The following is a 26,609-nucleotide window of genomic DNA, read 5'->3' as shown; positions in this document are numbered from 1 at the left end:
GCCGCCGCGGTCCTGGAGCGCCTGCGGGAGGTCCCAGTGGTAGAGCGTGGGGAACGGGGTGATCCCGGCGTCGAGGAGGCCGTCGCCCGGACACGACCACACCGCTTCCTGTATGTCATGTCGCCGTTACCGGGCATTCAGACGCCCTTGGGACCCTCTCAGGATGCAGCCAGCTGTGCCGACCCCCCGCAACGGGAGAAATCCCGGCAGAGAGCGTGCCGAGCGCGCAATCTCCGCGATCTCGATCCCCTCCGACGCGCCCCCGGAGCACTCCGCGCGGAAGAATGGGCCCATGAGCCAGCAGCCCAGCTCCGAGGTCCCGGTCCAGCCCACCGCCCAGCCGTCCGTCGGCTCCCTCGCCGCACACCGGCCGCACGCCGTCGCCACCCCGTCCTCCTCCTCCGCCGCCCTGTCCACCGCGGCCGACCTGGACCCCGACATCGACGCGGACGCCGACGCGTACGAACCCGACGTCGACGGGGACGAGCTGCCCCAGGGCCGCTTTCTCGACCGGGAACGCAGTTGGCTCGCGTTCAACGAACGCGTCCTGGAACTGGCCGAGGACCCGGCGACACCACTCCTCGAACGGGCTAATTTCCTCGCCATCTTCGCGTCGAACCTGGACGAGTTCTTCATGGTCCGGGTTGCGGGCCTGAAGCGCCGCATCGCGACCGGTGTCGCCACCCGGTCCGCCTCCGGTCTCCAGCCCCGCGAGGTCCTCGACCTGATCTGGACCCGCTCGCGCGAACTCATGGCCCGGCACGCCGCCTGCTACCAGCAGGACGTCGCCCCGGCCCTGTCCGACGAGGGCATCCAGCTGATCCGCTGGCCCGAGCTGACCGAGAAGGAACAGGCCCGCCTGTTCACCTTCTTCCGCCAGCGCGTCTTCCCCGTACTGACCCCCCTCGCCGTGGACCCGGCGCACCCCTTCCCGTACATCTCCGGCCTCTCGCTCAACCTCGCCGTCGTCGTACGCAACCCGGTCAGCGGCCACCGCCACTTCGCCCGGGTCAAGGTGCCGCCCCTGCTGACCCGCTTCCTGGAGGCCTCGCCGCAGCGCTACGTCCCCATCGAGGACGTCATCGCCGCCCACCTCGAAGAGCTCTTCCCCGGCATGGAGGTCCTCGCGCACCACATGTTCCGGGTCACCAGGAACGAGGACCTGGAGGTCGAGGAGGACGACGCGGAGAACCTGCTCCAGGCCCTGGAGAAGGAGCTCATGCGGCGCCGCTTCGGCCCGCCGGTCCGCCTGGAGGTCGAGGAGTCCATCGACCCGTACGTGCTGGACCTGCTGGTCCGCGAGCTGAAGGTGTCCGACGCGGAGGTCTACCCGCTGCCCGGACCGCTCGACCTCACCGGGCTGTTCGGCATAGCGTCCCTGGACCGGCCCGAGCTGAAGTTCCCCAAGTTCATCGCCGGAACGCACCGCGACCTCGCCGAGGTGGAGTCCGCCTCCGCGCCCGACATCTTCGCCGCGCTGCGGGAACGCGACGTGCTGCTGCACCACCCGTACGACTCCTTCTCGACCTCCGTCCAGGCCTTCCTGGAGCAGGCGGCCGGCGACCCGGACGTCCTCGCGATCAAGCAGACGCTGTACCGGACCTCGGGCGACTCCCCGATAGTGGACGCCCTGATCGACGCAGCCGAGTCCGGCAAGCAGGTCCTCGTACTCGTCGAGATCAAGGCCCGCTTCGACGAGCAGGCCAACATCAAATGGGCGCGCAAGCTGGAGGAGGCGGGCTGCCACGTCGTCTACGGGCTCGTCGGCCTGAAGACGCACTGCAAGCTCTCGCTCGTCGTCCGCCAGGAGGGCGACACCCTTCGCCGCTACTCGCACGTCGGCACGGGCAACTACCACCCCAAGACGGCCCGGCTGTACGAGGACCTCGGCCTGCTCACCGCCGACCCGCAGGTCGGCGCGGACCTCTCCGACCTCTTCAACCGGCTCTCCGGCTACTCACGCCGCGAGACCTACCGCCGGCTGCTCGTCGCCCCGAAGTCGCTGCGCGACGGGCTGATCGTCCGGATCAACAAGGAGATCGCGCACCAGCGGGCCGGCCGGCCCGCCTACGTCCGCATCAAGGTCAACTCGATGGTCGACGAAGCGATCATCGACGCCTGCTACCGGGCCGCGCAGGCGGGCGTCCCGGTCGACATCTGGGTCCGCGGCATCTGCGCGATCCGCCCCGGCGTCACCGGCCTCTCCGAGAACATCCGGGTCCGCTCCATCCTGGGCCGCTTCCTCGAACACTCCCGGGTCTTCTCGTTCGGCAACGGCGGCGAGCCCGAAGTCTGGTTCGGCAGCGCCGACATGATGCACCGCAATCTCGACCGCCGCATCGAGGCCCTGGTCCGGGTCACCGACCCCGCGCACCGGGCCGCTCTCAGCCGGCTCCTGGAGACCGGCATGGCCGACACCACCTCCTCCTGGCACCTGGGTCCCGACGGGAACTGGACCCGGCACGCCACGGACGCGGAGGGCCGGCCGCTGCGGCACGTACAGGAAATGCTCATTGACGCCCGGAGGCGCCGGCGTGCGACGCCCTGACCATCAGACACAGGCGGACGTGACCGCGGGGACGGTGCTCGCACCGTATCTGCGCGCACAGGCCGCGGACTTCCTGCGCAGCCTGCGTCTGCACCGCGAGAACAGTGCCCCCACGGACGCCGGCCCCCAGGCCGCCGAACAGGCCGCCTGGGCGCTGCGCCGTTCGGCCCGCCGGATCAGCGGCACCCTGCACACCTTCCGGGCGGCGCTCGACCCGCTCTGGGCCGAGCAGCTGCGCACCGAGCTGGCCTGGCTGTCCGGCACGCTCGCCCGCGAGCACGCATACGCGGACCGGCTGACCCGGCTCCTCGAAGCGCTGCACGGACTGTCGGGCGCGCCCCTGCCGGCGGCCCGTACCGAGTCCGGTGGCAGCTCCGCCGACAAGGAGCGCGCCGTCCTCGGCGTCGGCGCAGCCCGCGCCGGTGCGCTGCTGGAGCGGCAGCTGACCCTGGCCCGCACCCGCGCCCACTCCGCGGCTCTCCAGGCGCTCGGCTCCTCCCGCTTCCACGCGGTGGCCGACGCGGTCGCGCTGCTCGCCTCCGAGGTCCCGCTCTCCGCCGCGGCCGCCGAACCCGCCGGTGAGCTGCTGCGCGAGCCCGCCGACCGGGCGGAGCAACGGCTGCTCGGCGCCGTCGCGGCGCTCCCCCCGTACGAGACGGCCGAGCCGTACAACGAGGCACACGACGCGCCCTGGCACCAGACCCGGCTGCTGCTGCGCCTGCACCGGTACGCCCATGAGGTGGTCCGGGGCAACCCCGATCCGGTCCTGGCCGGACCGGGCCACGCGCTCGATCTGCACCGGGACGCGGCGGAGGCGGCCGCGGCGGCCTCCGCGGCCGCCCGCACCCCCCGCATCGCGCCGACGACGGCGTACGCCCTGGGGGTGCTCCACGCCGACCAGCGCCACGAGGTGGAGGCGGCGCGGGCGGTCTTCCGGGAGAGCTGGCCGTACGCCACGGCGGCGGCCCGGCCATGACCCGGACGGCGAACGGCACGGTGCGGGCGGCGGGCTGCGTGCTCTGGCGCCGCCCGCCCGCGTCCGCCGGCGGCGGCGTGGAGCTCTGCCTCGTACACCGTCCGCGTTATGACGACTGGTCGTTCCCGAAGGGCAAGCTGAAGCGCGGTGAGTCCCCGCGGGACGCGGCCCTGCGCGAGGTCCTGGAGGAGACGGGCCACCACTGCGTGCCGCGTGCCGTGCTGCCGATGGTCCGGTACGTCGCGAACGGCCGGCCGAAAGAGGTCACGTACTGGTCAGCCGAGGCCACGGCGGGCACCTTCGTGCCGAACGACGAGGTGGACGGGGTGCTGTGGCTCCGGCCGGCGGCCGCCCGCGCCCGCCTGACCCAGCCCCGCGACCGCGATCTGCTGGACGCGGCCCTGCGGACCCTGCCACCCGCGTAGCCGGGCCCTGGTCGCTTGCGCAGCCGGGCCGCCGTTGTCTGCGCAGCCGGGCCACTCCACACACGTAGCCGGGCCTGGTCGCTTGCGCAGCCGGGCCGCCGTTGTCTGCGCAGCCGGGCCATTCCACCCGCGTAGCCGGGCCTGGTGTCTGCGTAACCAGGCCATTCCACCCACGCAACCGGGCCCTGCCACCCCCGTGACCAGGCCCTGCCACCGCCGCAACCAGGCCCTGCCCGCGCCTCCCAAGGCCTGGCGCCGCTCCGGACTGCGGCCGGCCGTGCCGGCCGGCCCGTCCGGCATTCGAGGACGGAACCCCCGCCCGGGGCCGGGCCGCCCCCTCGTGAACGCGCGCCTCGGGACACCCCACCGCGCCCTCGGGCCACAGGCCCGACCGCCCGGAACCAGGCCGCCCGACACGGTTCACCTTCCGTTCACTCACCCCCGCAAGCCGCTTCACCTGTTCTGCCTAATTTCGGCAGTGCACGGTGCGAGGCACACACCGCACCGACCACGACTTCCGTACCACCCACACATCGCACGCCGTCGTAGAACGAAACACCTCGGCGGCTCCTGGAAGGAACACCCGAAAGTGAAGCTTCAGCGCAAGAACCGGCTTCGTGCCACCGCGCTCGGTGCCCTCGCCGTCTCCGGCGCCCTGGTCCTCACGGCGTGCGGTTCGGACAACAACAGCGGCAGCGACACCGGCGGCACCGCCGGTGCGACGAAGGCCGCGTCGAACGTCAAGTGCGACGGCGCCAAGGGCCAGCTGCGCGCCTCCGGGTCCAGCGCCCAGAAGAACGCCATGGACCTCTGGGTCAAGGAGTACATGGCCGCCTGCTCCGGCGTGGAGATCAACTACAACTCCTCCTCGTCCGGCGAGGGCATCGTCGCCTTCAACCAGGGCACCGTCGGCTTCGCCGGCTCCGACTCGGCGCTCAAGCCCGAAGAGGTCGCCGACTCGAAGAAGATCTGCAAGACCGGCCAGGGCATCAACCTCCCGATGGTCGGCGGCCCGATCGCGGTCGGCTTCCACCTCGAGGGTGTCGACAGCCTCGTCCTGGACGCCCCCACCCTCGCCAAGATCTTCGACACGAAGATCAAGAAGTGGAACGACGAGGCGATCGCCAAGCTCAACCCGGGTGCCAAGCTCCCGGACAAGGCGATCCAGGCCTTCCACCGCTCCGAGGACTCCGGCACCACCCAGAACCTCGGCAAGTACCTGTCCGCCACGGCCCCGAGCGACTGGAAGTACGAGGCCGAGAAGAAGTGGCCGGCCCCCGGTGGCCAGGGTGCGACCGGCTCGTCCGGCGTCGCCACCCAGGTCAAGCAGGTCGACGGTTCGATCGGCTACTTCGAGCTCTCGTACGCCGCCTCGCAGCAGATCACCACGGTCGACATCAACACCGGTGGCGCCGCCCCGGTGAAGGCCTCCTCGGAGAACGCCTCCAAGGCCATCGCCGCCGCCGAGGTCAAGGGCACCGGCAAGGACCTGGCGCTCGACCTCGACTACACCACCAAGGCCGAGGGCGCGTACCCGCTGGTCCTGGTGACGTACGAGGTCGTCTGCGACACCGGCAACAAGGCCGACACCCTCGGCACGGTCAAGTCCTTCCTGACCTACACCGCCTCCGCGGACGGCCAGAAGCTCCTCACCGAGGCCGGCTACGCCCCGATCCCCGAGGCGATCAACGCCAAGGTCCGCGAGACGGTCGCCGGCCTCTCGTAACCCGCACACCCCGCAAGACGCACGACGCACGAGGCGGCCGGTCCGGTGCACTCCTCCGGACCGGCCCGCCACCTCAGCCCCATCCGGTGCACCGCCGCCAGGGGAGCCCCCGGCTCCCCCACACAGACCGGAAAGACCATGGCTTCCACCACACAGACAGAAATTCCACCGGCCCCGCCGGGCAGGCGCACCCGCGCCAGGTCCACCGGCCGCGCCGGTGACAAGATCTTCCTGGGCCTCTCCCGGGGATCCGGCATCCTGCTGCTCGTGATCATGGCGTCGATCGCCGTGTTCCTCACCTACCGCGCCGCGATCGCCATCTCCGAGGACGAGGGCAACTTCCTCACCACCTTCGACTGGAACCCGGCCGGCGACCCGCCGGTCTTCGGCATCGCCGTCCTGCTCTTCGGCACCGTCGTCAGCTCGATCATCGCGATGGCCATCGCGGTTCCGATCGCTGTCGGCATCGCCCTGTTCATCTCGCACTACGCGCCGCGCAAGCTGGCCGGTCCGATCGCGTACGTGATCGACCTGCTCGCCGCGGTGCCCAGCATCGTCTACGGCATCTGGGGCGCCCTCGTCCTGGTGCCGTACCTCGAGGGCCTGAACCTCTGGCTCGACCAGTTCTTCGGCTGGACGTACATCTTCGAGAAGACCGAGATCGGCGTCGCCCGCTCGCTCTTCACCGTCGGCATCCTGCTCGCGATCATGATCCTGCCGATCGTGACCAGCGTCAGCCGCGAGGTGTTCCTCCAGGTCCCGAAGATGAACGAGGAGGCCGCGCTCGCCCTCGGCGCCACCCGCTGGGAGGTCATCCGCCTCTCGGTGCTGCCGTTCGGCCGCTCCGGCGTGATCTCCGCGTCCATGCTGGGCCTGGGCCGCGCGCTCGGCGAGACGATGGCCGTCGCCACGGTCCTGTCGCCGAGCTTCCTCATCTCGCTGCACGTGCTCAATCCGGGCGGCGGGACGTTCGCCCAGAACATCGCCGCGAAGTTCGGCGAGGCCGACGCGTTCGGGCGCGACGCCCTGATCGCCTCCGGCCTGGTCCTCTTCGTCCTCACCCTGCTGGTCAACGGCGCCGCGCGGCTCATCATCGCCCGCCGCAAGGAGTACTCGGGGGCCAACGCATGAGCCACGCATCCACGAGCGTCCAGGACCGCCCGACGCCCCCCGCGCCCCCCGCGCCGCGCAACAGCCTCAGCAGCCGGACCCTGCCCCGCCTGGCCCCGCTCGGCTTCGCCGCCGTGTCGACAGCCCTCGGCGTCGGCATCAGCCTGGCGGCCGGCTGGCAGAGCCGCGTCCAGTGGGGCCTGATCTCCGCGCTGCTCTTCCTGGCGCTCTCGTACGTCGCGACCACCGTCGTCGAGAACCAGCGCCAGGCCCGCGACCGCCTCGCCACCAGCCTCGTGTGGGTGTGCTTCCTGATCGCCGTCGTCCCGCTGGCCTCGCTGCTCTGGACGACCATCAGCCGCGGCTCCGAGCGCCTGGACCCCTACTTCCTGACCCACTCGATGGCCGGCGTCCTCGGTCCCGAGGCCAGCGGCGGTGTCTACCACGCCCTGATCGGCACCCTGGAGCAGGTCGGCATCGCCACGCTGATCTCCGCCCCGCTCGGCCTGCTCACCGCGGTCTACCTGGTGGAGTACGGCAAGGGCGCACTCGCCAAGGCCGTCACCTTCTTCGTCGACGTGATGACGGGCATCCCGTCCATCGTGGCCGGTCTGTTCATCCTCTCGATCATGCTGATCGCGGGACTGGAGCCGTCCGGTCTGATGGGCGCCCTGGCCCTGACCATCCTGATGATCCCGGTCGTGGTCCGCTCCACCGAGGAGATGCTGAAGCTCGTACCGAACGAGCTCCGCGAGGCCTCCCTCGCCCTCGGCATCCCGAAGTGGCGCACCATCCTGAAGGTGGTCCTGCCGACCGCGATCGGCGGCATCGCCACCGGCGTCATGCTCGCCATCGCGCGCATCGCCGGCGAGACCGCGCCGATCATCCTGTTGGTCTTCGGCAGCCAGCTGATCAACCCGAACCCCTTCGAAGGCGCCCAGTCGTCACTGCCGTTCTACATCTACGAGCAGTACAAGATCGGCGAGGCCGCGTCCTACGACCGCGCCTGGGCCGCTGCCCTGGTCCTGATCGCCTTCGTCATGATCCTCAATCTGGTGGCCCGCGGCATCGCCCGCTGGAAGGCCCCGAAGACCGGCCGCTGAGGCCAGCAGAAAGCAGTGATTCAGATGGCCAAGCGCATCGACATCAGTGGCCTGTCAGCCTTCTACGGCAGCCACAAGGCGATCGACGACATCTCCATGACCGTGGAGCCCCGCTCCGTGACCGCCTTCATCGGCCCGTCCGGCTGCGGCAAGTCCACCTTCCTGCGCACCCTGAACCGGATGCACGAGGTCACCCCCGGTGGCCGCGTCGAGGGCAAGGTGCTGCTGGACGACGAGAACCTGTACGGATCGAACGTCGACCCGGTCACCGTGCGCCGCACCGTGGGCATGGTCTTCCAGCGCCCGAACCCGTTCCCGACCATGTCGATCTTCGACAACGTGGCGGCGGGCCTGCGGCTGAACGGCAAGTACCGCAAGAGCACCCTGAACGACATCGTGGAGAAGTCGCTGCGCGGCGCGAACCTCTGGAACGAGGTCAAGGACCGGCTGAACAAGCCCGGCTCCGGCCTCTCCGGCGGTCAGCAGCAGCGCCTGTGCATCGCCCGCGCCATCGCGGTCGAGCCGGACGTCCTGCTGATGGACGAGCCGTGCTCCGCCCTGGACCCGATCTCCACCCTCGCCATCGAGGACCTGATCGGTGAGCTGAAGGAGCGCTTCACGATCGTCATCGTGACGCACAACATGCAGCAGGCGGCCCGGGTCTCGGACCGCACGGCGTTCTTCAACCTCGCGGCGGTCGGCATGCCCGGCAAGCTCGTCGAGATCGACGAGACGGCACGCATCTTCTCCAACCCCTCGGTCCAGGCCACGGAGGACTACATCTCCGGCCGCTTCGGCTGACCGGTCCCTCCCCAGACGGCCTTGGGGTGCTGCATGGCGGTGCCACCACAAGGCGAAAGGTCCGCCCCGCTCTCCTCACGGAGAGCGGGGCGGACCCGTTCGTACGGTGGCCGGTCCGGCGGTCAGCCGAACAGCAGGAGGACGATCCCGTAGCTCGCCGCGGCAACCAGCGCCGCGGCAGGCATCGTGATGAACCAGCCGAGGATGATGTTCTTCGCGACACCCCAGCGCACCGCGTTCACCCGCTTGGTAGCGCCCACACCCATGATCGCCGAGGTGATCACATGCGTCGTCGAGATCGGCGCGTGGAACAGGAACGCCGAGCCGAACATGATCGACGCACCCGTCGTCTCCGCGGCGAAGCCCTGCGGCGGGTCCAGCTCGATGATCTTCCGGCCGAGCGTCCGCATGATGCGCCAGCCACCGGCGTACGTACCCAGCGACAGCATCAGCGCGCAGACGAGCTTCACCCAGACCGGGATCGGGTCGCTGTACGTCTCGTGGCCGGAGATGACCAGGGCCATCACCACGATGCCCATCGTCTTCTGCGCGTCCTGCAGACCGTGACCGAGCGCCATGCCCGCGGCCGAGACGGTCTGCGCGATCCGGAAACCGCGCTTGGCCTTGTGCGGGTTGGACTTCCGGAACATCCACATGATGGCGACCATCACCAGATAGCCGACCACCAGGCCGATCACCGGCGAGATGAACATCGGGATGACGACCTTGTCGAGCACCCCGTCCCAGTGCACCAGCGTCCCGCCCGCGAGCGCGGCGCCGACCATGCCGCCGAACAGGGCATGGGAGGACGACGACGGCAGGCCGAAGTACCAGGTGATCAGGTTCCAGATGATCGCGCCGACCAGTGCGGCAAAGAGGATTCCCATCCCCTTGTCGCCCGTGGGCGTCGCGATTAGACCCTCGCTGACGGTCTTGGCGACCCCGCTGCCGAGGAAGGCACCGGCGAGGTTCATCACAGCCGCCATGGCCAGGGCCGCCCGCGGGGTCAGTGCCCGGGTGGAGACCGACGTGGCGATCGCGTTCGCCGAGTCGTGGAAGCCGTTCGTGTACGTGAAGCCGAGCGCGACGCCGATGGTCACGACCAGCACAAAGGTGTCCACGTGGTTCAGGACTCCTTGACCGCGATGGTCTCCACCGTGTTCGCGACGTGCTCGAACGCGTCGGCAGCCTCTTCCAGCACGTCCACGATCTGCTTCAGCTTCAGCACCTCTATGGCGTCGTACTTGCCGTTGAAGAGCTGGGCGAGCAGCTTGCGGTGGATCTGGTCGGCCTGGTTCTCCAGGCGGTTGACCTCGATCCAGTACTCGGTGAGGTTGTCCATGGTCCGCAGGTTCGGCATGGCCGCGGCGGTCAGTTCCGCCGCCCGCGCCAGCACCTCGACCTGCTGCTCGACACCCTTGGGGAGCTCGTCGACCTGGTACAGAACGACCAGGTCGACGGCCTCCTCCATGAAGTCCATGATGTCGTCGAGCGACGAGGCCAGGTTGTAAATGTCCTCGCGGTCGAACGGCGTAATGAATGAGGAGTTCAGCTGGTGGAAGATCGCGTGGGTGGCATCGTCCCCCGCGTGCTCCGCTGCCCGCATGCGCTCCGCGATCTCGACTCGGGAGGCAGAATCCGCCCCGAGCAGTTCCATCAGGAGTTTCGAGCCCGTGACGATGTTGTCCGCGGATGCGGAGAACATGTCGTAGAAGCTCGTCTCCCTGGGGGTCAGACGAAAGCGCACGTGGGGTCCTCGGGGTGCTTTGGATTCGGTCAGGCTGATGCTAGGCGCATCATCCGGCCACGGCTAACCGGCATTCTTCAGTGTCGCGCATCAGGCACAGTGATCAGCACGGGGCCCCGGTCACGTTTCAGCTGAATTCGTTAGGATATACCCACCAGGGGTATATAAACGGCAGGGTAAAGGGAAAACGGGAGGCAGCAATGACCACCACCGAGGCCACCGAGGCGGATCGGGCGCCGGACACGGCGGACGGCACGGGCACGGCCGACGCCACAGCTCCCACCGAAGCGCTCGTGACCGACCACGACCGTGGGATACACGGCTACCACCACCAGAAGGCCGAGCACCTCAAGCGCCTGCGCCGCATCGAGGGCCAGATCCGCGGCCTGCAGCGCATGGTCGACGAGGACGTCTACTGCATCGACATACTCACCCAGGTCTCGGCGTCCACCAAGGCGCTCCAGTCCTTCGCTCTCCAGCTTCTGGAAGAGCACCTGCGCCACTGCGTCGCCGACGCCGCCGTCAAGGGCGGCGAGGAGATCGACGCGAAGGTCGAGGAGGCCACCAAGGCCATCGCCCGGCTGCTGCGCACCTGATCAGGGCCTCGCCCCACACCTGCCGACCACCCCGTCACCCCCGGTGCTCCGCCTGCCGGGGGACGGTGGTGCGCTCGGTGATCACCTTGACGTCGAGCACCTCGTCGATACGGTCCGCGCTCAGCCGCTCCCCGATCGCCGCCGACGCCGCGATCATCAGCTCCCCGCACAGCTCGATCTCGGCGAGAGCCACATGGTCCGATACGGTCCGCGGGCTGAGCGTCACCACGTCACTCACCTCTCACTGCCGTCGCCGACTTCCCAGAGTAGGGATCGCGACACACGCCGCGCATGGCACGGACGGACCATTTCGCTACCGCCAGATGCCTAGAAGGGGCTGGGAACGACGGGCCCCGGCCGGTCACTCCCGCCGCCCCTGTTCGATCTCTCCGGTGTAGATGTCACCCGCGTCCGGCAACGGCACGGAGACCGCCACCCCGAACCCGTACAGCAGCGTCGTCGACACCACCTCACGCGTCTGCCCGTCGTTGGCGAAGCTGAACCGGTGCCGCACCTTGCGCAGCCGGCCCTGCTCGTCCAGATACGCGTCGAACGGCACCGTGTCCGTACGGAACCCCTTCGCGGCGGCCGTCAGCGCACCCCGCGAGGCGGCCGAGGCCCGGCGCGCGGCCCGTGCGATGTCGGTGGTCCCCCGGTAGTGCCGCACCGTCACCCCGGCCAGATCGGTCTCCCCCAGGTACGTCACCTTGCCCGCCCCGCTCAGCAGTTCGGCCGCGGCCATCGGGTCGGTGACGCCGCCGGTCACCAGATTGCCGTCCGCCAGCGCCGTCGTGTCGATCCTGACCCATTTGTCCGCCGGCACCCCGGCACCGCGGTTCATCATGTAGAGCGCCCCCGGGGCCAGCAGTTCCGTGATGGGCCGGTGCTCCTCCTCACCCGCCGCGTCCTGCGGCAGTACGACCTTGAGGAGGCCGGACTGGGTGCGGAAGTCGTACGACCCCTTGCCCCGGATCGTCACCCGGGTGCCGCCGGCCGCCGTCTCCATCGACGTGACGACCTCCGCGCTCCCGGCCGCGGGCCGGTCCCCGGCACCCGGCGTGGCCCCCGTCCCCACGAGCACCGCCGCTGCCCGCCGCACGGCTTCGGCGGCTGCGGGACCGGACCGGTCGTCGGCCGCGGCACCGCCCCCGCCGTCCACCGCGCAGCCGGCGGCCGCCACCATCACGCCCACCACGGCGAGGGCGCACACAGCGCGCGTCCCGCCTCCGGACCTGTGCTGCTGCACCACCATCGCCTGCCAACCCCCAACGCCGACCGCCTGCCCGTGCCCCCACCCGTTCCGCATAACGACAGCCCCTGCCCCCCGTCACGCCGCTCGCACACCCCTCACCATCACAGGGCCCCGCCCAGTACCGTGGGCACGTGTACGACCAACACACCGCCGAGGTCCCGCCGACCGTCCCACCGGCCCGGACCGCCCACGAAGCCACCACCGTCGAACGGGGCTCGTTCTGCGTCGCCCGCTGCAGTTGCGGCTGGTCGGGACCGGCCCGCCGCTCCCGCGACCTGGCCCGCACGGACGCCGAGGACCACCGCACGACAGCGGCCTGACCTCCGCCTTCTCCGCCTGTCCTCGTCCTCTCCCCCCACCCCGGAGGTCCGATGACCCTGCCGAACCGGCGCACCGTACTGACCGCAGGCGCCGCGGCCGTACTCACGGGCGCCGCCACCACCGCGTGCGACAGCCCCGGCACCGGCACCGACACACCCGCCGCAGGCCCCACCCCGGCCACGTCGGCGGCGACCGCCGCGTCCCCCGCCACACCGTCGGCGGCCTCGCCCGCCGTTCCGGCGGACTGGCCGGCCCTGGGCAAGAGCCTCGCCGGTTCCCTCGTACGCCCCGACGACGCGGCCTATCCGACCGCCCGTCAGCTCTACAACACCCGTTACGACGACCAGAAACCGGCCGCGGTCGCCTATGTCCGGCACGAGGCCGACATCCGCGAGTGCCTGGCGTTCGCCCGCCGCAGCTCCGTGCCCGTCGCCATCCGCAGCGGCGGGCACTCCTACGCCGGCTGGTCCAGTGGCAACGGGCGGCTCGTCATTGACGTCTCGTCACTCAACAGCGTCGACCGGGACGGCACGATCGGCGCGGGCGCCCGGCTCCTCGACGTCTACCAGGGCCTCGCCGCACACGGCCTGACGATCCCCGGCGGCTCCTGCCCCACGGTCGGCATCTCCGGCCTGACCCTCGGCGGCGGCCACGGAGTCGCCTCGCGCGCGTACGGCCTGACCTGCGACAGCCTCACCGCCGCGACGATCGTCACCGCCGACGGCAGGACGCTCACCGCCGACGCGACCCACCACCCGGACCTGTTCTGGGCGCTGCGCGGCGCGGGCAACGGCAACTTCGGGGTCGTCACCGAACTCCGCTTCCGTACCCGTCCCGCCCCGCAGACCGTCTCCGCGTACATGTCCTGGCCCTGGTCGCGCGCCCGGGCGGTGGTGACGGCCTGGCAGGAGTGGGGCCCGGACCAGCCGGACGAGATCTGGTCCGCCGCACACGTCGCGGCAGGACCGGGCGGCGGGAACCCGACCGTGTCGGTCTCGGCGTTCAGCCTCGGCACGTACAGCGATCTGCAGAACGCCGTCGACCGTCTCGCCGACCGGATCGGCGCCTCCGCGTCCTCGGTCTCGCTGCGCCGCCGCAGCTACCAGGAGGCGATGCTCGTGTACGCGGGCTGCTCGGGCATCACCGACGCCCAGTGCCACCTGCCCGGCACCACACCGGGCCGCAGCCCGCAGGGTTCGCTCCAGCGCGAGACGTACGCGGCGGCGTCCGACTTCTACGACCGCTCGCTGTCCCCGGCGGGCGTCCAGGCCCTGCTCGACCGGACCGAGGCCTTCACCCGGATCGGCGCGGACGAGGGCGGCGGCGGCTCGGTCGCCCTCACCGCACTGGGCGGCGCGATCAACCGGGTCGACCCGCAGGCCACCGCGTTCGTCCACCGCGGTTCGCGGATGCTCGCCCAGTACATCGGCGCCTGGCGCACGGGCACGGCCGGCACCTCTCAGCAGAAGTGGCTGAAAGACACCCACTCGGCGATGCGCCGTCACGCATCGGGGGCGGCGTACCAGAACTACACGGACCCGGCTCTGACGGACTGGCGCAAGGCCTACTACGGCACGGCGGCCGCCCGCCTCGGCGAGGTGAAGAAGAGCTACGACCCGGAGGGATTCTTCACGTACCCGCAATCACTGTGAGCGGTACGGGCGCCCGAGGCTCGCTGCGGCGGAGGCGCCAGCACGGGGCACAACCGACCGGCACGGGATCGCTGCGGCGGAGGCGCCTGGCCGGCGGGTTGGGCCGGAGGCGCCTGAACTCCGGGTTGAGCCGAAGGCGCCCTGCCCGCACGAGAGGCGCCCTGCCTGCACGGGAGCCGACTGGCTGCAGGGGAGGTGCTCCGCCCGCAGGTCGCGGCGAGGGTGCCCGGCCTGCGGGTTGGACCGAAGGCACCTCAACTGCAGGTTGAGCCGAAGGCCCCCTGCCCGCACGAGAGGAGCCCTGCCTGCACGGGAGCCGACTGGCTGCAGGGGAGGTGCTCCGCCTGCAGGTCGCGGCGAGGGTGCCCGGCCTGCGGGTTGGACCGAAGGCACCTCAACTGCGGGTTGAGCCGAAGGCCCCCTGCCCGCACGAGAGGCGCCTGGCCTGCGGCGGAGGTACCCGGCCTGCAGGTCGGGCACGGGGCACCTGGGCCTGCACCGGAGGTGCCCTGCCCACACCGGGCGGGCCGCGCCGCGGCCTTCCGGCCTAGGCGGCCAGCCCCTTCTCGCCCTCCGAGCCGCCACCCGAACCGGGTCGGGGCTCGGGAATCCCGAGCGCCTCGCCGCTGCCGTCGGCCGCAGGCGCGAGCGGACTGCGCGACCTGACCAGCCTGCCCAGCCGGCCGGACCGCGAGACGGCACCCACCAGCGGCGTCAGCAGCATCATCGCGAGCGGAGCGAGCAGCAACGCGGCTGCCGTGCCGAGCGCGAAGCCGCCGATGACATCGGTCGGGTAGTGAACGCCCATGTAGATCCGGCAGAAGCCCTCCAGCAGGGCGAGCGCGATCGCGGCGATGCCGAACTTCCGGTTCGCCACGAAGAGCCCGACGCCGAGGGCCATCGCCATGGTGGCGTGATCGCTGACGAAGGAGAAGTCGTTCTTCCCGTCCACCAGGACGTCCAGCCCCTGGTGGTCCTTGAACGGTCTCGGCCGTTCCACGAATCCACGGATCGGAATGTTGATCAGCAGGGCGATCCCGGCCGCGAGCGGCGCCCAGACGAGCCCGGCGACAGCGGTCACCGAATCCTCGGCCGTGCCGCGTCGGCGGACACTCCACCAGCACCACAGGACCACCAGGACCATGCCGAGCATGATCCCGTACTCACCGACGAACTCCATGACCCGGTCGAACCACGTGGGAGCGGACTTCGCGAGCCCGTTGATGTCGTAGAGCAGGCTGACATCGGGGTTCGACCCATCCAGTGCGAGTCCAGCCATCTGCCGCGGCCCCTTGCCTTGTCTGCTGCTGCGGCACACACCCCTGTGTGCCGCTATGACGAACCCCCGTATTCGGTTCGATCACTTACGTGCGTCGGGGCGACGCTAGGTCAATGGCTGCGGCCCCGGTCCAACCAGAGAACGACGCGTCCCGTGCGTACGTTCCACTCTCTACCGAATGATCACCATGACGTTATCGAAGAGTGACTCATCGTCGCAGCTCAGGGCCCAGGCTTCACAGAGAGTTCCGGCCACCGGCGCCCTGGGGTCATGCCGCCGGCCGGGCGGTCGGAAGCGCGGCGGCCCCGTCCTTCGTGACGCGTGTCGCACCGAAGTAGTCGGGCGTGTCGATCTTGTCGAACCGGATGACGGCACCGGTGTACGGAGCGTTGATCATGTACCCGCCCCCGACGTACAGGCCGACGTGGTGAATGGCCCGCGAGTTGGCCAGGTCGTCGGAGAAGAACACCAGGTCACCGGGGAGCAACTCGTCGCGCGATGGGTGCGGACCGGCGTTGTACTGGTCGTTCGCCACACGGGGCAGCTCGATGTCGACGGTCCGGTACGCGGCCTGGGTCAGTCCCGAACAGTCGAACCGCCCGCCCTGCTCCGCGGTGCCGTTGCCGCCCCAAAGGTATTTCGTACCGAGCTTCTTCTGGGCGAAGTAGATGGCGCCCGCGGCCTGCTGGGAGGGCTGCACCCGCCCGACGGGCCGGGCGAAGCTCTTCTCCAGGGAACGGATGATCCTGACGTAGTTCTGCGTCTCCGAAATGGCGGGAACTCCACCGGCCTTGATGACCCGGTACGCACCGGCGTTGTACGCGGCCAGCATGTTGTCCGTCGGATCCCCGGGGACCTTCTTCACATACCCGGCGAGCTCGCAGTCGTACGAAGCCGCGGACGGAATCGCGTCGGCGGGGTCCCAGACGTCCCGGTCACCGTCCTTGTCCCCGTCGACCCCGTGCGAGGCCCAGGTCCCCGGGATGAACTGGGCGATGCCCTGAGCAGCGGCCGGGCTCTGCGCGCGCGGGTTCCAGCCGCTCTCCTGGTAGAGCTGGGCGGCGAGGAGGGCGGGGTTGATGGCCGGGCAGAGGTTGCCCCACTTCTGCACAAGGGGCTGGTACTTGGCCGGCACGGCCCCCTTGGCCAGCGCCACGGCTCCACCCCCGCCTCCACCGAGGTCGGCGGCGGCGGAGTACGTACCGACGACGAGCAGCGCCACGAAGCACATGGCGACGCCGACGCCGATCCCACCTGCCATCCAGTATTTCCGCACCCCTCAACCATCCCCCATCGGGAAAGGGTTCATGGGTGTTTTCGACGGTGTGTGCGAGTCGTGCGGGGCATTGGGGTCGCACCCCGGCCATTCCGGCGCACCGGGCACCCGGCCCGGCGCGCCGGGTGCGCCGGGCCCGGCGTCCGATGCGCCGGGTGCGCGGGGGCGGGCACCCGGCGCACTGACCAACCCTCAGGACGTCCCGGCCGACCAGTAGTCGGACCGGACGTTGGGGCTGGGGAGCGGGTAGACACCCTGGTAGTCGGGCCCGTTCGGCTTGGACGCGGAGTCGGCGACCTTCGACTCCTTCACGCACGGAGTGTCCGCCTCGAGGAAGACCTGCCCCTTGGCCCGGACGCTGACGCTGATGCCGAATCCGTCCTTCGTCACCGCGTAGACCGCCGGGAACACCGCGTCGTCGTTCTTCGCCTTGATGCGGTAGTCGCTCGTCCGCCAGAACTTCTCGACCTGGTCCAGGAAGGTCACCCGGCGGTCCGCGGACACGATGGTCATGACGGTTCGTCTGCGGGTCACATCGCAGCTGCCCTTGGTCGTCGGCCCGTGGGCCCACTGCACCTCGGGGTCGATCTTCTTCAGTACGGCGTCGAGCATGCCGTCGGCCCGCTCGGCGGCCTCCTGCATGTCCATGCTGTTCCCCTTGGTGCCTTTGGTGCCTTTGGTGTCCTTGGGGCTCTCGGTGACGGTGGTGCCCGCGTCCGCCCCCGACGAGCCCTTCTCACTGCCGCAGGCGGACAGCGTGAACCCGACAGCCAGAGCCACGACGATGATCTGGATCCTTCGGCTCATCGCTGTTCCTCCATCTTGAGCCGGTCGGCGTGTCCCGACACGATAAGAGCAATGCTGTCGGCGGACATGGCGTCCCGCACCGGGTTGAAGTAGTTCGAGTGTGCATCGAAGCTCACACCGTCACCGCTGACGAGCGGCTTGCCCGGGTCCACGGGGAACCGAATGGCCCCGAAGGCCTTGCTCGCCGGGTCCTTGCCGAACCAGAGGTCGTCGTCGCCCGGATCGGCCAGGTCCCCTGCCAGGTACGCACCGGCCGGCCCGCCGAGAATCATCCCGAGCGAACCCACGACCACCTGTGTCTTGGACGGGAGCTTGGTCACCGGGTCGTTGGCCGCCGCACCGACGTAGACGTGCGCCGCACCGACCCCGAGATCCACCGCGTGGTCCACACCCACCCCGGGGCTGCCGACCAGGATGATGTCGTCCACCCCTGGAATTCCGCCGAGACGCTGGGTCGCGGCACCGACGGTGCGGGAACCGTAGGAGTGTCCGATGGCGGTGAGGTGCGGATCCTTGTTCTGGTTGGTCGCCGTGATGCCGCCCATGAAGTCGTAGTAGGCCGCGCCGCCCTTCTCCGCCCGGCCGGTACCCGCTACCGCCAGGCTCTGCATCCCGTCCGGGGTCTGCGGTGTGTCGTACCCGAGCCAGACGATCGCCGCGCTGGACGGGTCGTAGCCCTGGGCGCCGATCGCCGTGTCACGGGCGCGCTTGAGGTCGTTCTTCGCGAACTCCTCGTCGAGCGAGGTGTTCAGCCCCGGAACGTACGCCGACACGTTCTGCGAGGTGTCGGGGTTTCCGTAGGCGACGATCGCCCGCCCGTTGCCCTCGTCGCTGATGCCTATGAGGTACATCGGCGGCTGGCTGCCCTCCTTCAACTGCCGGTCGATCTCGCGGAGACCGGCCAGCTGTTCCTTCGACTTCTTGTCGCTCCGGCCCTCCAGGTCCGAGATCAGGCCAGGAAGGTTCCGGCGGTTGGCCGTGTCCCGGTCCGCCACCGGAATGCCGTCCAGACCGCCGATCCGGTCCGGGGAGAGCTCCAGGTACCGGTCGCGCTGCTGCTGCGTCAGCCCGTCCCACCACGCCTTCCGGCCGGCGGCGCTGGACCCGGTCGGGATGCGGTCGTTGAGGTACTGCCGCTCCGAGTCCCGTACCGCCGACTCGACGCGCGTACCCGACCCGGGCAGACCGGTGAGCGCGCCACCGACCCCACCGGGCCCCTTGGCCACGTCCCACGCAGCGGCCACGTACTGGCCCTTGCCCCACTTGCCGCCCGCCTTGCTCGCGGCCTGGCCGTACTGGTCGACGACGCCCTTGGCGGTGTCGACGGGGTGCGCGATCGCGTCGACGGCCCCGGTGACATCACCCAGCAGACCGTCGCCGCCCACGAGGCCGGTGAAGAAGTTGCCGTCCGAGCCACCGGTGGAACCCGTGGTCGAAGGTTGTCTACCCGCGTCGACCTCTGAAGAAGAACCGCCAGTTCCATCCGAACCGCCACCGACCGCGCCGACGGTCTCGGAGCCGCCGGCTCCACCGGCACCGTTGCCGTCGGCACCGCTGCCGCCGGTCCCGTTGCTTCCGGACTCGCCACCGCCGGACTCGCCACCGCCCGCGCCATTGCCACCGGCACCGTTGCCGTTGCCACCGGCACCGTTGCCACCGGCCGCATCGGACCCGCCGGATCCGGTCCCGGCCGACTCCGACCCGGACGACTCGGTCCCAGCCGTGTCGGACCCGCCGGAGCCATTTCCGCCGGTCACGGTGGCGCCCTCGAACCCGTCCCCGGAACCGGCGGCACTGCCACTGCCGTCGCCGCTGCCCTTCCCGCCACCGCGTCCGTCGGCGACAGCCGCGGGTGCCGGGCAGGCGCCCCCGGTCACCTGGCAGATGGCATTGCCGAATCGGCCGGCTATCTGCCCGCCCATCCCCGTGGCAATAAGGCCACCGACGAGGGCCGTGACCACGAGGATCAGGCCCACGTACTCCAGCGCGGACTGCCCGGTGTCCAAACGCCAACGAAACACCCGGGGAATGATGAACGGCTTCTGCTCAACGCGCTGTTCGGGAGCGAGCCTGAACCATCCGCGCGCCTGGGGTCGGCACAGCAGGACGAGAACGACGACTGGCAGCACCAGTTGCGTGATGCCCCGGTTGCTGCCCGGGTCGTTCAGCGTCGCCAGCGCACCGAGCGCGAGCCAGCCGTGCACTGCCAGCAGCCCACGCCAGATCTGGACGCCACCGGCCCGCACATACAGCGACAACACGAACCCGGTGATGCCGGGCAGCACGGTGTACAACACCATGCCCAGCAGCCGGCCGTCCGCCGCGTCGACCGACGAGGCCACGAGCAGCGCGTGGAACGCGCCCACGATAGTGACGACAAAGAGCAATCGGACGAGAACCAGCACGACCTGCAAGGGGCGCGACAGCGGCTGCCTGCCCGGACTGACTTCGGGGGCGCAGACGTCAGCACCACCCGGTAACGCTTCTCCTATGCCAGACACGACAAGTCTCCCAGCTTTGTGAGCAGGCGCAGACGGTTCCCCCGGTATTCGTATGCGACCACAACACTGCGGGGTTCGGCATAGGCCCCAGGGCCCAAAGCCGGACTCAACATCCGCCCCCTCGACCATCCCTAACCCCCACGGACCATGCCGTTCCGGTCATTGCGGGGCAGGGAAACGACGTCAGGGAGCCCCGGCGGACCAGAAGTCGGAGTGAACGTTGGGACGGGGGATTACTTCGGCTCCCGCATAGTTCGGTCCGCTTGGCTCGGCAACGGGGTCAGCCACGTCTGACTCTCTGACGCATGGGCTGTCAACTTCGAAGAAGACCTGCCCCTCACCGCCAACGATCAGACTTACCCCAAAGCCATCCTTCGTCTGCGCAAAAATGGCAGGCACATCCGCATCATCATTGACCGCCTTAATCTTGTAGGCACTCTTTTGCCAAAATCGATCTACAAGACCCAGAAAGCTCCCACGCCGATCTGCGGAAACAATGGTCATAACCGTCCGCCTGCGAGTCACATCACAGACTCCGGTAGTTGTCGGCCCATGCACCCACCGAACACTCGGCTGGATTTCATCCAGGACAGCATCCAGAATTACATCAGCTCGCTCGGCAGCCTCTTGCATATTCATGCTTCCTCTTCTACTTTCATCCAATCCCTCTTCACCGCCGACGCAAGAGCTAATCAAGGAGATAACCATCCCCCCGATAACCATCCCCCCGACATTACGCCTCATCGATACTCCTCAGCCTTGATTTTCCCCGGGCGCCCAGCCGCAACGAGTGCAATATTGTTCGCCGACACGGCATCCCTGTTCGGGTCGAAATAGCGAGAATGCGCATCAATCGATACACCATCTGCACCCACCAACCGAGGCCCCTCGTCAACCTCGAAGCGTCGCGCACCAAAGGACTTGCTCGCAGGATCCCGACCGAACCAAAGGTCGTCATCCCTCTGATCTGCTACCTCACCGAGGAGAAACGCACCAGCAGGCCCAGCAGCAGCCCAGCCAACCGCACCGGCAGCACTCTGTTGTTTCGACGGAAGCTTGGTCACAACGTCGTTCTCCGCTGCACCAACGAAGACGTGATCCCTGCCCACTCCAAGATCCTCTGCGCGATCAACACCAACCCCAGGGCTCCCAACCAGAACAATGTCGTCAACGCCAGGAATGCCCTCACTGTGCTGCGTGGCGGCACCCACCGTACGAGATCCGTAGGAGTGACCGATCGCGGTCATATGAGGATCCTTATTCTCGTTCGTAGCCGACAGTCCACCCATGAACTGGTGAAATGAATACCCACCCCTCTCGGCTCGTTCGTCCCTCATAACATCGAGACTATGCAGGCCGTCTGGCGACTGAGGCGCATCGTATCCAAGCCATACAATCGCAGCACTCGACGAATCGTAATATCGAGTACCAATCGCCGTATCGCGCGCTCGTTTCAGGTCACCCTCTGCAAACTCTTTGTCGAGCGAAGTATTCAAACCCGGAACGTACGCAGCAACGTTCCTCGATGTGTCGGGGTTACCAAACGAAACAATCGCCCGACCATTCCCCTCATCCCCAATACCGAGTAAGTACATGGGCGGCTCTCCGGGCCGACGCCCCGCCTGCAACTGCCGGTCGATCTCCCGCAGCCCCGCCAGCTGCGTCTCCGCCCGCTCGCCGTCATGGCCCTCCAACTTGCCGATCAGCAGTTGCAGGTTGTCCCGGTTCGCCGTGTCGCGGACCAGGGCCGGGATGCCGTCCAGGTTGCCGATCTGGTCCGGGTACACCGCGAGGTACTCCTCGCGCTGTTCGTCCGTCAGGCCCGCCCACCACTCCCGCCGCGCCGTCGGGCTCGCCTCGAGCGGGATGCCCGACTTCAGGTACCCCCGCGCCGCGTCCCGGACCGCCGCGGCATCGCCCGCCGCGTCCGTCCAGGTCCGGTCCGGGACCTTCAGGCCCTCCTCGGCCTTCAGCTTCCGCAGGATCCGGGCGAACCTCCAGTCGATCTCGGCCGCCGTCCGCACCGCCTTCGCCACCCGGTCCGCAATGTCCTGCGCCTTGGCCACATTGGGGTTCGGGGCCACCAGCCCCGACGGCGGCAGCAGTCCCGGCGCCGTCCCCACCGACGCGGTGCCGCCCACCAACGGCTTCCCGTCGATCAGGCCCTCCCCCGCCTCCGGGTACGTCACCGAACCGTCCGCGTGCACCGTGAACCTCAGCGCCTCCGCATCGTCCAACGCCTCCCGCAGCACTCGTTGCTGGGCCTTCATCTCGTGCGCGAGGCTGTTCAGTGCCGTGCGGACCAGGCCGCACTCCGTGTAGACGTACTGAAGGTTCCGGCTCATCCGCCGCAGCCTCCCCACCGCCGCGTCCGCCGCCGCGCCCTGCTGGGTCTCTCGCAAACCGGTCAGCAGCTGCTTCTCGATCCGGTCCCGCCCGGCGTCGGCCCGATTGCTCGCCTTGCCCCAGCCATCGGCCGCACCTTCCAGCTCGGCGCACTTCAGGTCCCGTAACTGGGCCCAGGTCAGGCGGGAGGCCGCCGTCATCGCTCGACTCCCCGCGTGCGCCTCGCCACGGGCGCGAAGGACGACTTCACGGTCTCGTTCGTCTCGCCCTGGGCCCGGGCGACGGCCCGCAGACTGCCGGCCAGGGACCCGCACTCCCGGCGCGCGGTCTCGAATCGCCGCTCCCACGACTCGCGTACGGAACCCAGCTCGGCCAGCGCGTTCAGGCCGACGGTCCCCGCGAGCAGTCCTTCGTGCGCGGTCGCCAACTCCGTTCCGACCGGCCCCAGGTGCACCCCCATTCCTTCCGCGCCCCCGGCCGCCCTCAGCCACGCCCCGTCGCTGTGCCTCAGCTGGTCCCCGCCGGCGGGACCATCCCCGCCACCCGCCAGATCGCTCAGCCTCTGCTGCACACCGCTCACCCCGTTCCTTGATCGTGGAGCGGCACTGTGCCAAACCAGGCAGCCACGACACGCCGCGCCCGGACCCCGGGGAGCGCCCCAGCCCCCCGCTCCCCGGGCCTCCCAACGCATCACCTCCCGGCGGAGATCACCCGAACGGTGGACCAGGTGCTACGGCCCGTACGTTCTCGGGTCCACCATGGCGAGGCGGCGCAACGCGTCAGTGGCGCGGGCCTCCGGCAGGGTGCCGTCGTCCGGGATGTGCCACATGAGGGCTTTCGGGGAACCGTCCTCCCTCTCGTAACTCAGGCACAACGCCGTACGGTCCTGGTCCCTGAAGTCCGTACCGGCCCAGCCCAGTTGCATTTTCCAGCGGGTGAGCAGATCCGGCCGGTCCCGCAGCCCGGCGGCAATCAGCCGGGCGGTCTCGCGGGCCGGCCACGTCCACGCGTGGTCGTTCTCGGCACGGCTGATCTCCGCGTCGTACGCGGCTCCGTCGAAGCGGAATTCCGGGATCTCACGCACATACAGCGGGGAGGCAGGCGGCAGCGGACAGCGCAGGTCCGACCAGATGACCTCGTCACCGTCGCGCCGGATCGTGACGTGCAGCGCACCGCAGCAGCCCTCCGTGCAGTACGCCTCAGCGAGCTGCACCTCCCGTGGCTCCTCCGTCGCCCGCAACCGCCCGCTGTCCAGCAGCCACTCCGGGCTGTTCGCGGCCCCCCGCCCGAACGCTTCCGGCACCAGGGGCCGGCCGTCGATCAGCACGCGGACCTCGATCTCGCCGGAATCGATCGGATCGCGCACGACGGTCTCGATCCGCAGGTTCGGCCCCACACCCCCCGCACGACCGACGAATCCCACGGCACCCACCGCCCCCTCCGCATGCACCGCACCCACCGCACCCACCGAATCGCGGAACGGCCGGCGCGCGTTGCGCCGGGCCCAGTCGGACCGCCTGCACTCGCCCCTGTCCACACCTTCCCCGGGCTCGGCACCCGGCTCCAGCACCCCTTGCCACGCAGGCCGGTTCAGTACGGACTCCAGCTCCGCCAGCAACGCCTCGCACCGGCCCGGGCCCCAGTCGTGCAACCGGCTCGGCCCGCTCTGCAACTCGAACGCGGCGGAGAGCAGCAACCCGTAGTGGTCGAGCGTGGGCTCCAGCGCTCCGGCGTACGAAACGAATGCCTCGTACGTCCTGACCGCCTCCGAGCAGTGAAGGATCTCGGCCCGGTCGTCGTGCGGGCTCGTCGCACGGAACAGCAACCAGCCGGTGCACGCGGTCAACTCAGCGCTCAGGGACGGCAACTCCACCTCCCCCGCTTCCAGCAGGCCGGCGGGCCGCACCGCCTCCACGACCCTGCGCGCAGTCTCGGGCCGCACGACGGCGGGATCCCGGGGAACCGCCGCCAGTCCCCTGCGCACAGCGATGCCGTCCTCCGCCGCAAGGGCGGCGACCAGCCCTCGCAGCTCCGGCCCCTTCGCGTGATGCCCCAGCCACACCAGGGCCGCGGCCTGCCGGTCGATGGTGTCAAGTGCGTACACGGCCGGGCTCACGAGATCGCGCAAGCCGCCGAGAGCCTTGAGACAGGGCACATCCGCCGGCTCACCGAGCCTGGCCAGCAGAGCAAGGCCGACACAGACGGCCGCAGGACTGCTTCCCGTACGTGTGAGGCACCGCCCGAGTGCACGCGCCCGCCGCTCGTCCTCCAGCACCACGTCGCGTACCGCGAAGAGCAGCTGGTTGTCCCTCACCGCGGGTTCCATCGCGGCGAGCCGTCGTTCGGCCTCCGCGGCGGCCCGGACAGCATCGGGGTCGACGAGCAACTGTTTCAGCAGGTCCGCCACGGCCTCGCGGGTCTCGCGCCAACTGCGGCCGAACCTGCGTTTCCGCGCGGGAGGACCGGGCAGCGCGTATCCCCTCTCGGGAGGCCACCCGTCCGGCTCCGCGTGTTGCAGGCGCAGAGCGTACGAGTACAACGAGGGCGGCCGGGAGGTGAGCGCTGCGCGCTCTTCCGGGGCGCTCAACGGACGGGGAGGTTCTCGATTCCATGAGTCATGCGGCGGAGTCTGGCAGCAGCCCGGCCACGGCACCAACGGATTTCGCCGCCGCCGGCCGCCCGCGCGAAGGGCGGGTACAAGGCTCAGTCGGCGCATCCCGACCAAAACACCAGGAAGAATGCGCCCTCATGAACCATTCACCACCCTCTCCGCCCTCTCCGCCCTCTCCGCCCTCCTCGCCCTCCCTCTCCTCCTGGCGCAGGCCCATGGTCGCCCGTCTCTCCGACGAGCAGCACCGCACCGCGACCATGCTGGAGCTGTTCTTCGACCTCTGCTTCGTCACAGCCGTGGCCCAGGCGGCAACGGCGTTCGAGCACGAACTCGCGGAGGGGCGAATCGCCCACGGTGTCCTCGGCTACGCGATGGTGTTCTTCGCGATCTGGTGGGCCTGGATGAACTTCACCTGGTTCGCCTCCGCCTACGACACCGACGACGTGCCCTACCGGCTGCTCACCCTCGTCCAGATCACCGGCGCCCTCGTGCTCGCCGCCGGGGCGTCGGAGGCCCTGCAGCAAGACGACTTCACGGTCATCACCTGGGGCTACGTGATCATGCGGCTCGCCATGGTCACGCAGTGGCTGCGCGCGGCCCGGTCCGACCCCGAGCGGCGCCGCACCTGCCTGCGCTACGCCGTGGGCATCTTCGTGGTCCAGGTCGGCTGGGTCGTGCGCCTCGCCCTGCCCGAGGACACCCGGCTCGCCACGTTCGCCGTCCTCGTCCTGGCCGAGATCTCCGTCCCCGCCTGGGCGGAACGGGCCGCCACCACCACCTGGCATCCGCACCACATCGCCGAGCGGTACGGCCTGTTCACCCTGATCGTGCTGGGCGAGTCCATCACCGCCGCCACCGGAGCCGTACACGCCGCACTCGGCTCCGACGCGGCGCTGGGCGACCTCGCCGCCCTCGTGGTCGGGGGCATCCTGACCGTCTTCGCCCTGTGGTGGCTCTACTTCGCGCAGAGCGCGCACCACCGGCTCACCACCCTGCGCAGGGTGCTGCTGTGGGGGTACGGCCACTACCTGGTCTTCGCCTCCGCGGCAGCCGTCGGCGCCGGTCTCGCCGTCAACGTGGCCCACACCACCGGCCACGGTCACCTCTCCGACCATGCGGCAGCGGCGGCCTACACCATCCCGGTCGCCGTCTTCGTCACCCTCGTATGGCTGCTGCACCACCGCGCCGGCGGGCTGCGCCGCCCGGTCGACGCGCTCCACCCCGTCGCCGTCGTCGCCGTCCTGGCCGCGACGTTCGGGCCCTCCCCGGTTCTCGTCACGGGCGTCATCACCGCACTCCTCATCGCCACGACGCTGATCCTCACCGAGCGAAACACCACGCACGGGAACGTGAAGACGGACGCACACGGGGACGCCCGGAGGGACGCCCACGAAGACACACACAAGAACACGCACAATGGCACCCCCGACACCCCGCAGGAGCCGAGTACCTGAAACCCTGCGCGCACAGGCCGTACAGGCCGCACGGACTGCACGGACTGCACAGGCCCACACCGCACCGGCCGCACACCG

General features: G+C 69.8%; 23 protein-coding genes and 1 pseudogene. 11 read left to right on the top strand and 13 right to left on the bottom strand.

Annotation, left to right across the window (positions count from 1 at the left end; translation table 11 throughout):
- Positions 1–84 (bottom strand): annotated as a pseudogene (locus ABT025_RS28625) (family 1 glycosylhydrolase); the annotation flags it as partial.
- A 208-nt stretch (positions 85–292) separates the two neighbouring features.
- Between ABT025_RS28625 and ABT025_RS28620 the strand changes: the two are divergent.
- From ABT025_RS28620 to pstB, 7 genes are all read left to right on the top strand, one after another.
- The gene (locus ABT025_RS28620) at positions 293–2,548 is read left to right on the top strand and encodes an RNA degradosome polyphosphate kinase (protein ID WP_351000498.1); all 2,256 of its coding nucleotides are present in this window, start codon (positions 293–295) and stop codon (positions 2,546–2,548) included.
- A 19-nt stretch (positions 2,549–2,567) separates the two neighbouring features.
- Positions 2,568–3,524, top strand: coding sequence for a CHAD domain-containing protein (locus ABT025_RS28615; protein WP_502972051.1), 957 nt, complete (start codon positions 2,568–2,570; stop codon positions 3,522–3,524).
- On the top strand, positions 3,521–3,949 hold the full coding sequence (locus tag ABT025_RS28610; RefSeq protein ID WP_351000492.1) for an NUDIX hydrolase: 429 nt from the start codon (positions 3,521–3,523) through the stop codon (positions 3,947–3,949). The genes ABT025_RS28615 and ABT025_RS28610 overlap by 4 nt, the downstream gene beginning before the upstream one ends.
- 589 nt (positions 3,950–4,538) lie before the next feature.
- Positions 4,539–5,675, top strand: coding sequence for a phosphate ABC transporter substrate-binding protein PstS (gene pstS / locus ABT025_RS28605; RefSeq protein WP_351000490.1), 1,137 nt, complete (start codon positions 4,539–4,541; stop codon positions 5,673–5,675).
- Between the two features lie 138 nt (positions 5,676–5,813).
- Complete coding sequence (gene pstC / locus ABT025_RS28600) at positions 5,814–6,806, top strand: phosphate ABC transporter permease subunit PstC (RefSeq protein ID WP_351000487.1); 993 nt, start codon at positions 5,814–5,816, stop codon at positions 6,804–6,806.
- Entirely contained in the window at positions 6,803–7,888 is a 1,086-nt protein-coding gene (pstA, locus tag ABT025_RS28595; RefSeq protein WP_351000485.1) for a phosphate ABC transporter permease PstA, read from the top strand. Before pstC ends, pstA begins: the two co-directional genes overlap by 4 nt.
- A gap of 24 nt (positions 7,889–7,912) precedes the next feature.
- On the top strand, positions 7,913–8,689 hold the full coding sequence (gene pstB / locus ABT025_RS28590) for a phosphate ABC transporter ATP-binding protein PstB (protein ID WP_351000483.1): 777 nt from the start codon (positions 7,913–7,915) through the stop codon (positions 8,687–8,689).
- A gap of 122 nt (positions 8,690–8,811) precedes the next feature.
- Here the strand turns inward: pstB and ABT025_RS28585 are convergent, their stop codons facing one another.
- The gene (locus ABT025_RS28585; protein WP_351000480.1) at positions 8,812–9,810 is read right to left on the bottom strand and encodes an inorganic phosphate transporter; all 999 of its coding nucleotides are present in this window, start codon (positions 9,808–9,810) and stop codon (positions 8,812–8,814) included.
- A gap of 5 nt (positions 9,811–9,815) precedes the next feature.
- Entirely contained in the window at positions 9,816–10,436 is a 621-nt protein-coding gene (locus tag ABT025_RS28580) for a DUF47 domain-containing protein (protein WP_148019498.1), read from the bottom strand.
- A gap of 200 nt (positions 10,437–10,636) precedes the next feature.
- Here ABT025_RS28580 and ABT025_RS28575 point away from each other — a divergent pair, with 200 nt between their 5' ends.
- Entirely contained in the window at positions 10,637–11,032 is a 396-nt protein-coding gene (locus tag ABT025_RS28575) for a metal-sensitive transcriptional regulator (RefSeq protein ID WP_351000477.1), read from the top strand.
- Positions 11,033–11,066: 34 nt separating this feature from the next.
- Here the strand turns inward: ABT025_RS28575 and ABT025_RS28570 are convergent, their stop codons facing one another.
- Positions 11,067–11,261 carry a hypothetical protein gene (locus ABT025_RS28570; protein WP_351000474.1) on the bottom strand — a complete coding sequence of 65 codons (195 nt, stop codon included), beginning with the start codon at positions 11,259–11,261 and terminating at the stop codon, positions 11,067–11,069.
- Positions 11,262–11,393: 132 nt separating this feature from the next.
- Positions 11,394–12,284 carry an SCO4651 family lipoprotein gene (locus tag ABT025_RS28565; RefSeq protein WP_351000471.1) on the bottom strand — a complete coding sequence of 297 codons (891 nt, stop codon included), beginning with the start codon at positions 12,282–12,284 and terminating at the stop codon, positions 11,394–11,396.
- 131 nt (positions 12,285–12,415) lie between these two features.
- Between ABT025_RS28565 and ABT025_RS28560 the strand changes: the two genes are divergently transcribed.
- Positions 12,416–12,604, top strand: a complete 189-nt coding sequence (locus ABT025_RS28560; RefSeq protein WP_351000469.1) for a hypothetical protein — start codon at positions 12,416–12,418, stop codon at positions 12,602–12,604.
- A gap of 51 nt (positions 12,605–12,655) precedes the next feature.
- Positions 12,656–14,257 (top strand): FAD-binding oxidoreductase, encoded by a 1,602-nt coding sequence (locus ABT025_RS28555; protein ID WP_351000466.1) that lies wholly within the window; start codon positions 12,656–12,658, stop codon positions 14,255–14,257.
- Positions 14,258–14,804: 547 nt separating this feature from the next.
- Here ABT025_RS28555 and ABT025_RS28550 read toward each other — a convergent pair.
- The 8 genes from ABT025_RS28550 to ABT025_RS28515 all read right to left on the bottom strand — a co-directional run bounded on the left by ABT025_RS28550 (position 14,805) and on the right by ABT025_RS28515 (position 25,053).
- Entirely contained in the window at positions 14,805–15,536 is a 732-nt protein-coding gene (locus ABT025_RS28550; protein ID WP_351000463.1) for a phosphatase PAP2 family protein, read from the bottom strand.
- A gap of 268 nt (positions 15,537–15,804) precedes the next feature.
- Positions 15,805–16,797: a C40 family peptidase gene (locus tag ABT025_RS28545; protein ID WP_351000460.1), complete on the bottom strand. Its 993-nt coding sequence runs from the start codon at positions 16,795–16,797 to the stop codon at positions 15,805–15,807.
- Positions 16,798–17,004: 207 nt separating this feature from the next.
- Complete coding sequence (locus ABT025_RS28540) at positions 17,005–17,619, bottom strand: hypothetical protein (RefSeq protein WP_351000457.1); 615 nt, start codon at positions 17,617–17,619, stop codon at positions 17,005–17,007.
- Complete coding sequence (locus ABT025_RS28535) at positions 17,616–19,985, bottom strand: alpha/beta hydrolase (RefSeq protein WP_351000455.1); 2,370 nt, start codon at positions 19,983–19,985, stop codon at positions 17,616–17,618. Before ABT025_RS28535 ends, ABT025_RS28540 begins: the two co-directional genes overlap by 4 nt.
- Positions 19,986–20,303: 318 nt before the next feature.
- Positions 20,304–20,864 (bottom strand): hypothetical protein, encoded by a 561-nt coding sequence (locus ABT025_RS28530; RefSeq protein WP_502972050.1) that lies wholly within the window; start codon positions 20,862–20,864, stop codon positions 20,304–20,306.
- The gene (locus tag ABT025_RS28525) at positions 20,861–22,666 is read right to left on the bottom strand and encodes an alpha/beta hydrolase (protein ID WP_351000451.1); all 1,806 of its coding nucleotides are present in this window, start codon (positions 22,664–22,666) and stop codon (positions 20,861–20,863) included. The genes ABT025_RS28530 and ABT025_RS28525 overlap by 4 nt, the downstream gene beginning before the upstream one ends.
- Positions 22,663–23,046, bottom strand: coding sequence for a hypothetical protein (locus ABT025_RS28520; protein WP_351000445.1), 384 nt, complete (start codon positions 23,044–23,046; stop codon positions 22,663–22,665). Before ABT025_RS28520 ends, ABT025_RS28525 begins: the two co-directional genes overlap by 4 nt.
- Before the next feature lie 150 nt (positions 23,047–23,196).
- A complete protein-coding gene (locus ABT025_RS28515; protein ID WP_351000442.1) occupies positions 23,197–25,053 on the bottom strand; it encodes a hypothetical protein in 1,857 nt (618 codons plus the stop codon).
- Positions 25,054–25,214: 161 nt separating this feature from the next.
- Between ABT025_RS28515 and ABT025_RS28510 the strand changes: the two genes are divergently transcribed.
- Positions 25,215–26,531, top strand: coding sequence for a low temperature requirement protein A (locus ABT025_RS28510; protein ID WP_502972049.1), 1,317 nt, complete (start codon positions 25,215–25,217; stop codon positions 26,529–26,531).
- The last annotated feature ends 78 nt before the right edge of the window (positions 26,532–26,609 follow it).

It is taken from the genome of Streptomyces sp. NPDC002809, from assembly GCF_040295435.1.
Classification (GTDB): Bacteria; Actinomycetota; Actinomycetes; order Streptomycetales; family Streptomycetaceae; genus Streptomyces.
The sequence above is the reverse complement of the archived record's forward strand: the minus strand, read 5'-3'. Positions and strand labels throughout refer to the sequence as shown.